At 63.5% G+C, this 13508-nt stretch carries 17 protein-coding genes; 6 read left to right on the top strand and 11 right to left on the bottom strand.

What is annotated here, in order from left to right; all coding sequences use genetic code 11:
* Positions 1-45: 45 nt before the first annotated feature.
* Entirely contained in the window at positions 46-387 is a 342-nt protein-coding gene (locus tag LNV09_RS18445; RefSeq protein WP_263558538.1) for an energy transducer TonB, read from the top strand.
* A 141-nt stretch (positions 388-528) separates the two neighbouring features.
* Entirely contained in the window at positions 529-1038 is a 510-nt protein-coding gene (locus tag LNV09_RS18440) for a ubiquitin carboxyl-terminal hydrolase (RefSeq protein WP_263558537.1), read from the top strand.
* Between the two features lie 16 nt (positions 1039-1054).
* Here the strand turns inward: LNV09_RS18440 and LNV09_RS18435 are convergent, their stop codons facing one another.
* The gene (locus tag LNV09_RS18435) at positions 1055-1462 is read right to left on the bottom strand and encodes a cold-shock protein (RefSeq protein ID WP_263558536.1); all 408 of its coding nucleotides are present in this window, start codon (positions 1460-1462) and stop codon (positions 1055-1057) included.
* Positions 1463-1707: 245 nt separating this feature from the next.
* Between LNV09_RS18435 and ylqF the strand changes: the two genes are divergently transcribed.
* Positions 1708-2673 carry a ribosome biogenesis GTPase YlqF gene (gene ylqF, locus LNV09_RS18430; protein WP_263558535.1) on the top strand — a complete coding sequence of 322 codons (966 nt, stop codon included), beginning with the start codon at positions 1708-1710 and terminating at the stop codon, positions 2671-2673.
* 1 nt (position 2674) lies between these two features.
* Here ylqF and LNV09_RS18425 read toward each other — a convergent pair whose 3' ends face one another.
* From LNV09_RS18425 to LNV09_RS18415, 3 genes are all read right to left on the bottom strand, one after another.
* Positions 2675-3115: a type 2 periplasmic-binding domain-containing protein gene (locus LNV09_RS18425; protein WP_263558534.1), complete on the bottom strand. Its 441-nt coding sequence runs from the start codon at positions 3113-3115 to the stop codon at positions 2675-2677.
* Positions 3116-3155: 40 nt separating this feature from the next.
* On the bottom strand, positions 3156-4352 hold the full coding sequence (locus LNV09_RS18420; RefSeq protein ID WP_263558533.1) for a hypothetical protein: 1197 nt from the start codon (positions 4350-4352) through the stop codon (positions 3156-3158).
* A 175-nt stretch (positions 4353-4527) separates the two neighbouring features.
* Positions 4528-5727: a YbfB/YjiJ family MFS transporter gene (locus tag LNV09_RS18415; protein ID WP_263558532.1), complete on the bottom strand. Its 1200-nt coding sequence runs from the start codon at positions 5725-5727 to the stop codon at positions 4528-4530.
* Positions 5728-5791: 64 nt separating this feature from the next.
* On the opposite strand from LNV09_RS18415, the gene LNV09_RS18410 reads away from it, so the two are divergent.
* Positions 5792-6628, top strand: coding sequence for a M90 family metallopeptidase (locus LNV09_RS18410; protein WP_263558531.1), 837 nt, complete (start codon positions 5792-5794; stop codon positions 6626-6628).
* A gap of 10 nt (positions 6629-6638) precedes the next feature.
* Here the strand turns inward: LNV09_RS18410 and LNV09_RS18405 are convergent, their stop codons facing one another.
* Genes LNV09_RS18405 through LNV09_RS18390 form a run of 4 tightly spaced genes read right to left on the bottom strand, consistent with a single transcriptional unit; the run spans position 6639 to position 10309 of the window.
* On the bottom strand, positions 6639-7334 hold the full coding sequence (locus LNV09_RS18405; protein ID WP_263558530.1) for a CBS domain-containing protein: 696 nt from the start codon (positions 7332-7334) through the stop codon (positions 6639-6641).
* A gap of 5 nt (positions 7335-7339) precedes the next feature.
* Positions 7340-8551, bottom strand: a complete 1212-nt coding sequence (locus tag LNV09_RS18400; protein WP_263558529.1) for a GGDEF domain-containing protein — start codon at positions 8549-8551, stop codon at positions 7340-7342.
* Positions 8548-9435: a Rossmann-like and DUF2520 domain-containing protein gene (locus LNV09_RS18395; protein WP_263558528.1), complete on the bottom strand. Its 888-nt coding sequence runs from the start codon at positions 9433-9435 to the stop codon at positions 8548-8550. The genes LNV09_RS18400 and LNV09_RS18395 overlap by 4 nt, the downstream gene beginning before the upstream one ends.
* Before the next feature lie 10 nt (positions 9436-9445).
* Positions 9446-10309, bottom strand: coding sequence for a class I SAM-dependent methyltransferase (locus LNV09_RS18390; protein WP_263558527.1), 864 nt, complete (start codon positions 10307-10309; stop codon positions 9446-9448).
* Between the two features lie 159 nt (positions 10310-10468).
* On the opposite strand from LNV09_RS18390, the gene LNV09_RS18385 reads away from it, so the two are divergent.
* A complete protein-coding gene (locus LNV09_RS18385) occupies positions 10469-10810 on the top strand; it encodes a zinc ribbon domain-containing protein YjdM (protein WP_263558526.1) in 342 nt (113 codons plus the stop codon).
* A 354-nt stretch (positions 10811-11164) separates the two neighbouring features.
* On the top strand, positions 11165-11548 hold the full coding sequence (locus LNV09_RS18380) for a DUF2917 domain-containing protein (RefSeq protein WP_263558525.1): 384 nt from the start codon (positions 11165-11167) through the stop codon (positions 11546-11548).
* On the opposite strand, the gene LNV09_RS18375 is transcribed toward LNV09_RS18380, so the two are convergent.
* The 3 genes from LNV09_RS18375 to LNV09_RS18365 are packed head-to-tail and all read right to left on the bottom strand — an operon-like array spanning position 11470 to position 13408.
* The gene (locus LNV09_RS18375; protein WP_263558524.1) at positions 11470-11964 is read right to left on the bottom strand and encodes a low molecular weight protein-tyrosine-phosphatase; all 495 of its coding nucleotides are present in this window, start codon (positions 11962-11964) and stop codon (positions 11470-11472) included. The genes LNV09_RS18380 and LNV09_RS18375 overlap by 79 nt on opposite strands.
* A gap of 8 nt (positions 11965-11972) precedes the next feature.
* The gene (gene rpe / locus LNV09_RS18370) at positions 11973-12659 is read right to left on the bottom strand and encodes a ribulose-phosphate 3-epimerase (protein ID WP_263558523.1); all 687 of its coding nucleotides are present in this window, start codon (positions 12657-12659) and stop codon (positions 11973-11975) included.
* A 53-nt stretch (positions 12660-12712) separates the two neighbouring features.
* Positions 12713-13408 (bottom strand): TetR/AcrR family transcriptional regulator, encoded by a 696-nt coding sequence (locus LNV09_RS18365; protein WP_263558522.1) that lies wholly within the window; start codon positions 13406-13408, stop codon positions 12713-12715.
* Positions 13409-13508 lie beyond the last annotated feature (100 nt).

Here is a 13508-nt window from a genome sequence, read left to right as displayed (position 1 = left end):
TTCTCTTTTTCTTTCCCCCTCCTTCTCTTGTCCAAGAAAACCACCATGATCACGACCTCGAACTCCACTCTGACACGCGCCGCTGCTCTTTTCTGCACCGGCCTCGCGCTGGCCTTCAGCGCCCAAGCCGCCGCCCCAAAAATCATGAAGAAGGTGCCGCCGGAGTTTCCAGCCGAAGCCGCGAAGGCCTCGGTTTCCAGCGGCGTGGTCAAGGCCAAGATGTCGATCGACCCGGATGGTGCCGTCACCGGCGTTGACATCCTGGAAGCGCAGCCACGCAAGGTCTTCGACAAGGCCGTCACGCGCGCGCTGATGGACTGGCGCTTTGAAGCCAGCGGCGAAAAGCAGTCGCACGAAGTCAAGCTGGTGTTCAATAACGAAGACTGAGTCAGGACTGAAACAGACCCTGCGGCCTGTTTTTGACTGACGAAGGCCACAGGCTTCTGGCCTGTGGCCTAATTTTTTGGCTCTCAAGTATTGCCACAGCGAACCGAAATACAACGATCACGCTGCCAGACCAAGCTCGACATGGACCAAGCTCGCCGTCTCACCCTGCCCGAACTGGAGGCCGCCCTGGCCACCATGGTGCATCAGCGCTATTTCGAGGCCGAGAGTGATGAAGAGGCTGAAAACCAGGCGGTGGTGGCGCGTGACACCGAATATTTGCTGACCCGCATCCGTTGCCTGGAGCTCAGCCTCAAGGCGGCCGACGAACAGCTGAGCTGGATCAGCCCGAGCGGGCGCAGCACACCGGCCCAGTCATTGCGCCGCATCAAGGCCTTGTGCGGGCACTTTCCCGATCTCTTCAATGCCATGCAGGCCGTGGCCGTCACGCACCCTGGGGTCTCTCGCGAGATGCTGGCCATGGCCATCAAGCAGTTTCGGCGCGATGCCGACTCGCTCAGCCAAGAAGACGTCGTGGGCCTGCTCACCAGCGTCGTCAACGGCGCCCATCAAGCCTTTGATGCTGTGCTGCGCACCCGCAAAGGCGCCGAACGCAAGGCGGCCTCATTGCCCTGGGGCAAGCACAACGAGTGAACGGGACCGGCCAGGCTCAACGCAGCGTGTGGGCACTGGACACCAAACGAGCGAAGTGTTGCCCGTCCCCATGACTGAACTCCCACCAGCTCAGCACCGCAGCCGCCACCGCCAAGCCCAGCAACACAAAGACCAAGCCAGGGCGCTCTGATTTGAGCGGCGGACGCCGGCCATGGCTGCGCGAGGGTGCCATCGCCGCAGAAACGACCGGGCTGGATTTCAATCGTTGCACGCGGGTGGCCTGTTTCTGATTGTTTCGTCCGGTCACAATTTCGAAGCTGAGCCGCTCGCCGACGACCGGTTGCGGCCCTTCGGGCGGGAAGGCCGAGACATGAATAAATAGCGCCTGGCCGCCTTGATCGGGCACGACCGAGCCATAGCCTCGATCGATATGCCAGACCGCCAAACTGCCTTCGAAACGCATGATGGACCTCACTCAGTGAAAGACTCCTTGGCCTCTTTGGGCCTTGGGAGCGAGGCCAGGGCATCGCGGCCCACCTCTGTTATTACCTCTGCTTCGAGCATGCAACAACGCCGCCGCAACGCTGCAACAACAGGTAAGCAATGTTTCAGGCGCGGACCCGCGACAATCAAGCCTTGAATGCGCCAAGCCAAATGGCTGCGGCAGCCTGCGACAGCGATCTAGCGCTTTAGAAAGAAACAAGAACAATGGCCATCCACTGGTTCCCCGGGCATATGAACTCGACCCGCAATGCGATCAACGATCGCATGAAGGCCGGTCTCGACGTCGTGATCGAGCTGCTGGACGCGCGCCTGCCCGGCTCCAGCGCCAACCCGCTGCTGGCCAAGCTGACCGAAGGCAAGCCCACGCTCAAGCTGCTGAACAAGCAAGACCTGGCCGACCCCGAGCGCACCGCACTCTGGCTGGCGCATTACAACGCGCTGCCCGACACGCGGGCGATCGGCCTGGATGCCAGCGTCAAAGCTCCCGCCCAAGCCTTGATCAAGGCCTGCCGTGAACTGGCGCCGCTGCGCGGCGGCATGGTCAAGCCGGTGCGGGTGTTGATCTGCGGCATCCCCAATGTGGGCAAGTCCACGCTGATCAACACCATCACGACCAAGCGCATCGCCAAGACCGGCGACGAGCCCGGCATCACCAAGATCGAACAGAAGATCGTGCTGGAGAACGACTTCTATCTGTTCGACACGCCGGGCATGCTGTGGCCGCGCATCACGATCGAAGAAAGCGGCTACAACTTGGCCGCCAGTGGCGCGATTGGCCGCAACGCGTTTGAGGAAGAAGAGGTCGCGCTGGAACTGCTGGCGCGGCTACGCCAGCATTACGCCGGCCAAGTCGAAGAGCGCTACAAGCTGCAGGATGTGGCGGGCCTGAGCGACGAAGAACTGTTGACCGCCATCGGCCGCAAGCGCGGCGCCATGCTCAGCGGCGGCCGGGTCAATTTGCAAAAAGCCGCCGAGGTGCTGATCTACGAGTTCCGCCAGTGCATTCTGGGACGCATCACGCTGGAAACACCCGATGAGTTCAAGCAATGGGCGGCGGCCGCCGACGCGGCCGAAGAAACCCGTAAAGATAAGACCAGCAAGCGTAGGAAGAAAGCTGCTGAGGAGCGCGCGCCAGCCCGGGACTCCGCTCAAAGCGAGCCCGAGGCCTGATTTACTCCACCACCAGCACCACCTTGACCGTCGCGTCGACCGCTGATTTTTCGATATAGCCGATCGCATCCACATTGGCGGCGACGTATTTCTTGACATCGGCGGCGGTCGCCAACTCCTTGGGCGGGGTGGCCTTGCCGGAGAAGGTCAGGCGCGACCATGCGGCCTTGACTTGCGCCGAAGTCTTGCCTGCGGCCTTGCTGTAGAACTGCTCGCGCACGGCGCTCGAATCGGGCAAGTCTGCCAAGGAAGCCGGGCCGCCGCCCGGCACCGTGCTGGACTTGCCCAGGAACAATCCGGCCGCTTGCTCGGGCGTCAGAGTACTGAGCGAGCTCTTGGGGTTGACGATCACGGCCAGCTGCGCTTGCGCCAGCGTGCTCAGCATCATCATCAAGAGCGCCGCCAGCATTGCACGCGGGCTCCCAAATAGTTTCTTGCTCATGTCTATCTCCTGTTTGAAAAAGTGCGAATTGGATGAGTGCTTAGAAGACCAAGTCATAGGACGCGCTCAAGACCCGCGCGCTGCCAGCGCCGGGCACGCTGGAGCTATCGCGCACATGATCGAACTGCAGCTTCAGCGCCGCGTCTTTGTGCACCTCGTAGCGCAAGGCCACAAGGCCGCTGCTCAGCTTGACCGGCTTGTAGACCTGCTCGTCATAGGAAGACTCCCGGTAGGCACTGGCCCCACCGGTAAGGGTGAACTTGCCCATCCGGTAGCCCAACGTTGCGAGAAAGTAGTTGGCCTTGTAATTCAAAGACTCGCGATCGGCGCGGCCGAGCTCGCTGCGCACAATCCAATCGCCCCAATCGGCGTTCAGGGCCAGGCCTAGAAAGCTCTGCTTGGGGCCGTTCGAGTCCACCTCGACGACGCCGCTGTCGCGGTCGGTTTGCTTGAACTTGCTGCGCACATAGCTGAGCCTGCCGGTAAACCAGTCACGCGAAAACTCGAAGGTCGCACCGCCCACGCCACCCCATTCCACGGTCTTGTCGGCCTCGTTATAGAGGCTTGAGTAGGGGTTCTTTTTGCTCTTCTCGCTGCCCGCCAAGACCTCGGTGCGCAGCGTCCAGGCCCCCACTTCGGTGGCGTAACTGAGGCTGGCGCCGTTGTAGTTGACGACGTCCCAGCCGTAAACATCGGGGCTGGGGCGTATCGTGTTGTAGGCATAGCCCACATCCTGGAAGTCAGAGTAGTAATACAGCGGCAGGCGTTTGCGGCCGACCTGCAGCGTCCATTCCGGCGCGATCTGGTAGCTCAGGTAGAGCCATTCCAGGTTCAGATGCTGATTCGTCAGGGTGCGCGCGGTCACTTGCGCGGTGGCACTCCATTGCGGATTGAACTTGACCGTGCCCTGCAGACCCAGGCGCGACTCCGGGCTGGCCGAGATGTCGTCGTCGTAAACACCGGCGTGGCCCCAATCGGCGATGTAGCGGGTGCAGCCGCTGTTGAATTTGGGCGACAGATTGCCGGCAACGCAGTCGCCAAAGCTTCGACCCAACACCAGGGAAGCAAAACCAGAGCCACTGAACTCCTGCGCCTGGGCGGCCAAGGGCAAGCACAGCGTCAGCGCCGCCGCCCGCCAAGCGCGCCGGCGCAGGCGAGTAGGCCCCGCCTCGAAGCGGCAACACTTGCCACCCCCCGAATGTGCAACATCGACCAAGCAAGCTAGGGCATAGGACATGGCGAACTCCAGTCTGGGAAGGGACGGCGCCTGGCAAGCGATGTTTGCCAGACAGTCAGCTCACCTTAGCCAGTTCGACCCAGATCCGCCTGACAGATTTCATGGTTTCATAGGGAAAACCACAGTACCGAGCAGAAATAGCTCCGAACCGAGGAAACTTGCCGCTCTTGAAGCCCTAGGCCGTCTGATCGGCCTCAGCACGGGTGCGCAGCAAGGTCAGCAACAAACCCATGCCCAGTGCAAGCACCGCTGCCGTGATCCACAGCGCGCTACGGTAGCTGCCGCTGGCCTGCACCAGGGCGCCGGTCAAGGCCGGCGCGCAGACTTGCGCCAAACCGTAGCTGAGCGTCAGGCGGGCCATTGCTTTGCCGGGATTGCTGGGCGCGCGGCGGCCGACCAAGGCCAGGGTCAGACTGACGATGCCGATGAAGGTGGCGCCGTACAAAAAAGCGCCCGCCAGCGCAGCGCCCAAGCTGGCGGACCAAGCCGGCAGCAGCACCGACACCGTCTGCAAGGCAAAAGCCAGCAGCAAAGCCCCCAGCTCGCTCCAGCGGCGCGCGAGTTTGTCCCACAGAAACACAGCCGGCGTCGCGGCCAGGCCGACCAGCGCCCAGGCCCAGGGGCCTTGGCCTGCCAGCAAGGGTTGGCGCTCTACGATGGCGACGGTGAAGGTGGCGCTGATCACAAAGCCCCAGCCGGCACAAAAGTACATCAAGGTCATCAAACCCATCCAACGCCTTGATGGGCTGCTGGGGGCTGCATGTGAACCGCTCAAGGTGGGCGGCACCGGCGGCCGCCAGCCCCAAGCGGGCAGCAAGAACAGCAATCCCAGGACCGCAAAGCCCAGCCATTGCTGCGACCAAGTCATCAACCAGCCGCTCATCACAAACGCACCCAGCGCCGACACCACAATGCCCAGGCCCAGGCCGGTAAAATGCAGGCCCAGCTCGGGCCGCCGGCCATGGCGCATCAGCCAATTCAGCACCAGGCCGGAACCGAGCAACATACCGGCCGCGCCGCACAGGCCGCCCAGGTAACGCGAGAGGGCCCAGACCCAGAAGTTGTCGCTGAGACCCATCAGCGCGGTGATCAACAGGCTCAACACCAGGCCGGCGCTATAGAGGCGCTGGCGCAGCCGGGCGTCGTCAATCCAGGCGGCCAGCAGAGCGCCGCTCATATAGCCGAGGTAGTTGATTGAGGCCAGCCAGCCGCCGGCCACATCGGACAAGCCCGCCTGCGCCTGCATCAGGGGCAATAGCGGCGTGTAGGCAAAGCGCGCCAAGCCTATGGTCAGAATCAGGCCGCAGATGCCGCCGACGATCACTTGCCAGGCTTGCAGCGGGGGCGCGGTGCGGGGTGAACTGAAGCTTTGCATGCCCACAAGCCTAAGTCATTCGGCCGCCCTTGCAATCAACACAAACGCGCCCATGTGGTGCGCTATGGACATCAACGCCCTGCCTCTGCTGCTTACCATCGCCTTTGGCCTGGGCCTGATTGCCTGGCTGGCCGGTGGCCCGCTGCTGCAGCGCAGGCGCCGGCAAAAGCTGCGCGAGCAGCCCTTCCCGCAGGCTTGGCGGCGCATCCTGCGACGCCGCGTGCCCCTGGTGCAGCGCCTGCCCGCCGATCTGCAAATGCGGCTGAAGCAGGACATTCAGGTGTTTTTGGCCGAGAAACCTATCCTCGGCTGCGGCGGCCTGACGGTGACGGATGAGATGCGCGTCAGCATTGCCGCGCAAGCCTGTTTGCCGCTCTTGGGTGCGCGCCGCGGCTACTACCCGCAGCTCAAGCAGATCCTGCTCTACCCCGGCGCCTTTGTGGTGGACCGCCCGGTCAATCAAGCGGGCGGTGTGCAGATGGAGCAGCGCCGCGCGTTGGCCGGCGAGAGCTGGGCACAGGGTCAGGTCTTGCTGTCCTGGACCGATGTGCAAGCGGGGGCCGCCGACCCGGATGATGGTCACAATGTCGTCATCCATGAATTCGCGCATCAACTCGACCAGGCCAAAGGGCATGCCAATGGCGCGCCCGAACTGGCCAGCCGCCAAGCCTACCGGGTTTGGTCAACGGTGATGCAAAACGAATACGACGCCTTGCGCGCTCGGCTGTCGATGGGCGAAACAGGCCTGATTGACCCTTACGGCGCAACCGACCCGGCGGAGTTTTTTGCCGTCAGCAGCGAGTTGTTTTATGAGCGGCCGCTGGCGCTGGCCCAGCAGCATCCAGCACTGTATGGCTTGCTTTGCGACTACTACCGCGTCAATCCGCTGAACTGGCAATAGACGAGGCGCCTCAACTCCAGAGATTCAAGGGCGCCTCACGCGTGAGTGCCCGCAAGATGTCGGTGCGGGATAAAAAGCCCAACATATCGCCGCGATCGTCCACCACCGGCAAGCCCGGCAAGCGCAGCTCAAGCAAGGCTTGCGCGACTTCTCGAATCGGCGTGTCGGGCCGAGCCGCCGGCACCGGGCTCCACATCACGGCAGCCACCGGCGCGGCCAACCATTCGCTCCAGGCCTGCGCATCTTGAAAGTTAGCGGGCCCGGGCAGCAAATCGGCCCGGAGCAGCAAGCCAACCAAGCGGCCCTGCTCATTCACCACCGGCGCCTGACCCACGCGCGCTTGGCTGAGTATGGCCAAGCCCTGCGCCACGGTCGAGGCCAGCGGCACGGTGTGCAGGTCCAGACTCATCAACTGCTCGACCAAACTCAACACATGCCGCTCGGACCCTGCATGTGTGCCGAGTGCCTGCGCCTGTGCATAGGCGGCGACGGCGGCACGCGGCGGCGGCTCGGCTCCCCCCAATGCAGCCAAGGTCGTGTCGGGTGCCGGCCCGGCCAAGATCACGCCGGCCAAACCATCATCGCCGCGGCGCGTGGCGGCCTCGACTGCCCTGACGCGCGCGACCGACTGCACCGCACTGAGTTCGCGCAGCCCTTCCATCCTGCCGCTGAAGATGCGCCCATTGAGGCCGTAGACGGTAAACATAGTGCTCAGATCGCGCCGGCTACGACGCTTGGTGATGCTGACCCAAGGGCAGACACAGGCGTCGTCGCCAGGCCGACCTCGACCCGGTTACGCCCGCCTTGCTTGGCCCGGTAGAGCGCGGCATCGGCGGCCGCCACCAAGCTGTCTGCCGTGTCGCCGCCGGTGATCGCGCCGCCGCGCACGCCGATGCTGATGGTGGTGGCGATGCGGTGCGCACCCCATTGCGTTGGGCTCGCCTCGACGGCCGCGCGCAAGGCTTCGGCCAGCACCAGCGCACCATCCAAACTGGTGTCGGGCAAGATAGCCAAGAACTCCTCGCCGCCGAAGCGTCCGATCTGATCCTGAGCTCGCAAGCGACTCTGCAAAGCCTGCGCCACACTGCGCAAAACTACATCGCCGGCTTGATGGCCGTAGTTGTCATTGACCCGTTTGAAGTGGTCAATATCCAGCATCAGCACACTCAGGTACTGCCCCTGGCGCTGCGCCCGCGCCACTGTCACTGCCAACTGGTCGTTGATCGCGCGCCGGTTGGCCAGCCCGGTCAACATATCCTTCATCGCCAGCTCAAAATTGCGCCGCTCGGCCCGCTCCATGGTCATATAGACAAAACCCAGCGTGATGCTCAAGACCGCGCACAGTGAGACCAGGAACACCGGCCCGAGGTTGCGGCTGCTGGCACTCAGGTTATGGGTGTCTATCAAACCAAAAGCCGCCGACACGGCGCGCGCCAACAGCATCAGCAGCATGGCGCCAAATGCGCCGACCAAGATGTAGCGCCCGCGACCATGCTGGGGCTGGCTGGGGTCCAGCAAGGCAGCCATGATCAACCCGATCTGCCAGACATAGACCAAGGAGGAGCTGACCACGCGTATCGTGCTGTACTCGGCCAGCGAGACATACAACAGCGGAATCAGCAGCAAGGGCGCCAGGTACCAACGCCCGGCATGTTCAATGCCTTGGAAGCGCCGCACCGCCTGCAACATCAAGACCAAGGCGACGGCGTAGGCCGTGCTGCCGCCCAGCAGAAAAACCATTTCCGGCAACACCGCTTGCAAGCCGAAAACCACGTGGCTGGCCGTATAAGCCAGCAGCGCCAGCGCCCAGGCCCAAAGTGCGTGCCCCAGAGGCTGTCCCCAGGCCATGAAACAAACCCAGAACGCCATCAAGAGGCCGACCACGGTCAGCACCAGGTAGAGCGTCGCGGGATCCAGATTCATGGCCTGGATTCTAGAAGCGCGGCCAAGCGCTGCAAAGCGGCTTCGTCCAGACGTCCGCTCGCGCGCGCCAAGCCGAGTTGGCGTCGGGCCAAGTCGCGGTAAAAATCGCCATGTCGGCCGCCAAGCCGGTCGAAGGCCTGCAAATGCGCAGCCACCACACCATGATCGCCGCGCGAAATCGGGCCGGACAAGGCGCCGGCAAGTCCACGCGCAGCGGCCGCATCCAAGGTGCCGCGCGCCAAAGGCAGCAGCGCTTGTAGCGCGGCCTCGGGTGGCAAGCCGATCTGCCCCCAGACCTGCGTCGCCTCATCCAGCATTGACAATAAAAAGCTGGCCGCAAAACTGGCCGCGCCGTGATAGGCCGCGCGCGTGCCGGGCTGCAAGTGCAGCGGCCTCATCTGCAACAGACTGGCCACCTCCTGCAAGTCGGTCAACAAGGCTTGAGAGGCGGCGCTAACCTCGATCGCCACCGCACTGCCGGCCAGTAAGCCGATCGCCCGCGCCGGGTCTGAAAATATCTGCAACGGATGAAAGCCGCCGATTTGCGCACCCGCCGCAGCGGCTGCGGCCAGCGCCGTCAACTCGGTCGCACCGCTGCAATGCACCGCGCATTGACCGGGCACCCAAGGCAGCGCGGCAGCCAACGAAGCGATCCCATCATCGGGCACCGTGAGGAAAATCAGATCCGCTGCCGCCACCGCCTCGGCCGCCGTCATTGCCCGGCAGTCGGGCAGTTGGGCGGCCAGGGCTTTGGCCGAACCGGCGCTGCGGCTGGCAACGGCGACCACGCTCAAACCCTCAGTGCTGAAGGCACGAGCCAAAGTCTGGCCCAGGCGACCAGCGCCGATGAAGGCGATGCGGCGGGTCGACAAGGGCCGGCTCATCCGCGTGAACTCAGGGTTTGACGAACTTCAGTGTCATGCGGTCGCTTTCGCCGATCGCCTCGAACTTCGCGCGGTCCTTGTCCTTCAGCCCGTAGGTCGGAGGCAGGGACCAAACACCACCTTCATGGTCGGCCGTGTCCTTGGGGTTGGCATTGACCTCGGAGCTGGCCACCAGCTTGAAGCCGGCACTTTCAGCCATGCGGATCACGTAGGCCTGGTGCACATAGCCGCTCTCGGCCTTTTCGTCCTGCTTGACCGAGGCAGGGCGGCGATGCTCGACCACGCCAAAAGTGCCGCCGGGCTTGAGCGCCGTGTAGGCACTTTTGAACACGGCCTGCGCCTTCTCCTCGCCTGTGCCAATCCAGTTGTGCACATTGCGGAAGGTCAGCACCAGGTCGGCCGAGCCCGGCTTGGCGTAATCCAGCTTGCCCGTGCCGGCCGCGAACACCGTCACCTGCGCCTTGTCATAGACGGCCGGCAGGGCCGCCAACTTTTCTTTCATGCGGGCGGCACTGCGCTGGAAGTAGGCCGTCTCAGAGTTGGGGTCGTCACCGGCCAGAATCAGCTGCCCCTTGTCGCGCAAATAGGGAGCCAAGATCTCGGTGTACCAGCCGCCGCCGGGAGACAACTCGACCACCGTGTAGCTTGGCTTGATGCCAAAGAAGGTCAATGTCTCGTAGGGGTGGCGGGCGGGGTCACGGGCCACATTGGCGGGCGTACGGTGCGAGGCTGCGATCGCCGCCTTCAGCGCTTGGTCCACCGGCTCTGCCGCTGCAGCCTGCGCTGGCGCGGTCAAGCTCAAAGCCGCAAGGGCCCAGCAAGCGACAGCCAGGCCCGAAGTCCTGTTGCGGCTCGTTTTCATCAAGAAGGTCATGGTGATGCTCCGACTGTTTATTTGCAGAATTTTTGCCAGCCGCAGTATGACGCTTGTCGGTGACTTGTGCCTAACTTGTGCCTAACGGCATCTCCACCCGTGCGCCAGACCCGGCCTCGCGTACATTAGATGCCCCGCATCTTGTTCCGAACCTTGACCATGTCCACGCCATCCGCCTGCCCTGTCTGCACACTTGAGAACACCTACCGCGATGGCGAGATGAATATCTGCCCCGACTGCGGCCATGAGTGGAACGATGCGGCCGAGGCCGCCCCGGCTGATGAGACCGCCAAGGTCGTGCGCGACGCCAATGGCCAAATCCTGGTCGACGGCGACTCGGTCATCTTGGTCAAGGACCTGAAGGTCAAGGGCTCATCCATCACACTCAAGAAGGGCGCCAAGGCCAAGGGCATCCGCTTGGTGGACGGTGATCACGACGTCGATTGCAAGATCGACGGTGTCAGCCTGATGCTGAAGTCGGAGTTTCTGAAGAAAGCCTGAGCCGGACATAGTCAGGCCTGAGGCCTGACTTTGCCTGCGAAGGGGTGAGGCCTGCGGCCGAGCGCGGGCTGCAAGCCTGAGCCGGCCTTGGGCTGCGCGGCTGCCCAAGGCCACGTCCAACATCTGTGTGGCCAAGACGCCGATTCGGCACATGGCTTGCGGGCGCTCGCTGCTCCAGCGCCCACCCACACTGAGCCTGAGGCCATGCCGAAAACGCGCGCTGGCGCTGACCATTGAACCCGGTGCCATTCGGATCTTTTCTGCCGTGCAAGCCTCGTACAAGGCCACCGCCTGGGTCACTGAGAGAGGTGGCCTTGGCTGGCTGTGCACCACAAAGGCCGCAAAGTGTGGGTCATGGACAGCCCAATCACCCGAACCAACATCACCGCGCTGCCGGGTTCGCGGCGCACCCAACTCGACTTGCCGGCTGACGCCACCCGTCAGCAACTGAAACTGCACGCTGGCCAAACCTTGCTGGTGCATGTGATCCAGGGCAGCCTGTGGTTGACGCGAGATGGGCACCTCGAGGACACCATCTTGCAGCCCGGCGCGCAGGCGCTGCTGCGAGCGCCGGGCAACTACCGCTTGGGCGCTTTCGGCCCGCCGCAGCAGCCTGCGCCATCACTGCGCATGCGTCATCATCGTCTGCCGACCCCCGTTCAAGACGGCAGCAATCGCCCTTCGCGCCAAGCCAGCGCCAAGCCCGCCACGCCGCGCTCCAGCAAGGCGAGCACATGATCGAAGCCCGCCGCCGGGCCAAAGTAGGGGTCGGGTACATCCTGACCGGCCATGCCCGGCACAAAGTCCAGCAGCAAGTGCAGCCGAGACTGCTGCGCCGGTGGGCATTGCTGGCGCAAGTGTTTCAGGTTGTCGGCCTCCATCGCCAGGATCAAATCATAACGATCAAAATGATCATCCTCAACCCGCTGCGAGCGCCACTTCTTCTCGAGCTGCAAATTGGCTCGCTGCAAAGCCGCCGCAGCGCGCGCATCGATGGGCTCGCCCCTGGGTGCGGCGCGCGCGCCGGCCGAGGCCACTTGCTTGAAGGCATCGGCAGCCCCTGCGCCAAAGCCGGCGCGGCGCGCCTTCAGCAGCACCTCGGCCATCGGTGAGCGGCAGATATTGGCGGTGCAGACAAACAGGACCGAGGGCATGGCGCTATTCAGCGCGCCAACTCGGCCCGCATGGCGTCGATCACGGCCTTGTAATCGGGCTTGCCGAAGATGGCCGAGCCGGCCACAAAGGCGTCGGCGCCGGCGTCGGCGATCTGGCGGATGTTGTCGATCTTGACGCCGCCGTCGATTTCCAGGCGAATGGGGCGGCCGCTTTGCTCGATGATGCGGCGCGCCTGTTCGAGCTTCTTCAACGCGCTCGGCAAGAAACTCTGGCCGCCAAAGCCCGGGTTGACGCTCATGATCAGGATCATGTCGACCTTGTCAATCACCCACTCCAACACGTCCAGCGGTTCGGCCGGGTTGAACACCAGACCGGCTTGCTTGCCCTCGGCCTTGATCAGCTGCAGCGTACGGTCCACATGCTTGGACGCATCGGGGTGAAAGGTGATCATGTCGGCGCCGGCCTTGGCAAAAGCGACGGCCAGGGCGTCGACCGGCTCCACCATCAGGTGCACGTCGATCAGCGCGGGCGTGCCGTCCGGCTTGACCGCATGCTTGCGCAAGGCCTCGCAGACCATAGGCCCGAAGGTCAGATTCGGCACGTAATGGTTGTCCATCACGTCGAAGTGAATCCAGTCGGCGCCGGCCGCCAGCACGTCGCGCACCTCCTCGCCCAAACGGGCAAAGTCGGCGGAAAGAAGGCTGGGGGCGATGCAGAAATTGCTCTTGCTCATGGCGGTATGGCAGGCCTGACGGGCCTGCGCTTTGATTTGGGCGATGGCGGATTTTAAGGACTGACGCGACTTCGCTTCGCCGGGGTCTGTTTTTGGGCCGGCACCACTCCCTTGCTGGGCTTGCGCTTGAGTGCCGATTGCGGGGCCGCCAAGCCGCCAAAGCAGCTGAGCAGCAAGATCTCGATGATCTGCTCGTCGCTGTATTGGCCGCCGGCCTTGAGCAAACCCAGTACCGGGTCGCAGGCGCGCGCAAACAAGGTGTAGAGCACCACCTCGGGCGGCAAATCGGGCCGCAAGTCGCCGGCTGTTTGCGCCGCTGTGATCCACTCGCCCAACTCGTCGGACAGACGCATCAACAAGTCCAGATAGACCTTGTGCGCCAGCAAGGCGGCGCGCAAGCTGGAATTCTGGGCCGGCAGCGAGGGCATCTCGCCCGCCAGTTGCACCCGCATGGTCCAACGTGCCACCGCCTGCAGCTGGACCAAGGGGCTCGCATCAGGGGCCTGCTCACGCAGGCGCGCCATCTCGGCCAGCGCCCGCTCCAACACCCGCACCATGGCCGCAGCGGCCAGCTCTTCCTTGGAAGTGAAATGCTTGTACAGGCTGGCTTTGGCAATGCCGACATCGGCCACCACCTCGTCCACCGTCATCAAATCGAAGCCCTTTTCGGCCAGCAATCGGTTCACCGACGCCACGATCGCGTCTTCACGCACCTGCAACTGCTGTTCACGGAATGAGAGTTTGGCCATGCGGCGATTCTATGCCGCCGGTCGGCCAAAAAAAGACAAGCCAGTTACCAATGACACCAATTGATTCACAAGTGAACCATTTAGTTGACAATTTGAACTG

The organism is Paucibacter sp. B2R-40, from assembly GCF_025717555.1.
Taxonomy (GTDB): Bacteria; Pseudomonadota; Gammaproteobacteria; order Burkholderiales; family Burkholderiaceae_C; genus Paucibacter_A.
The sequence above is the reverse complement of the archived record's forward strand: the minus strand, read 5'-3'. Positions and strand labels throughout refer to the sequence as shown.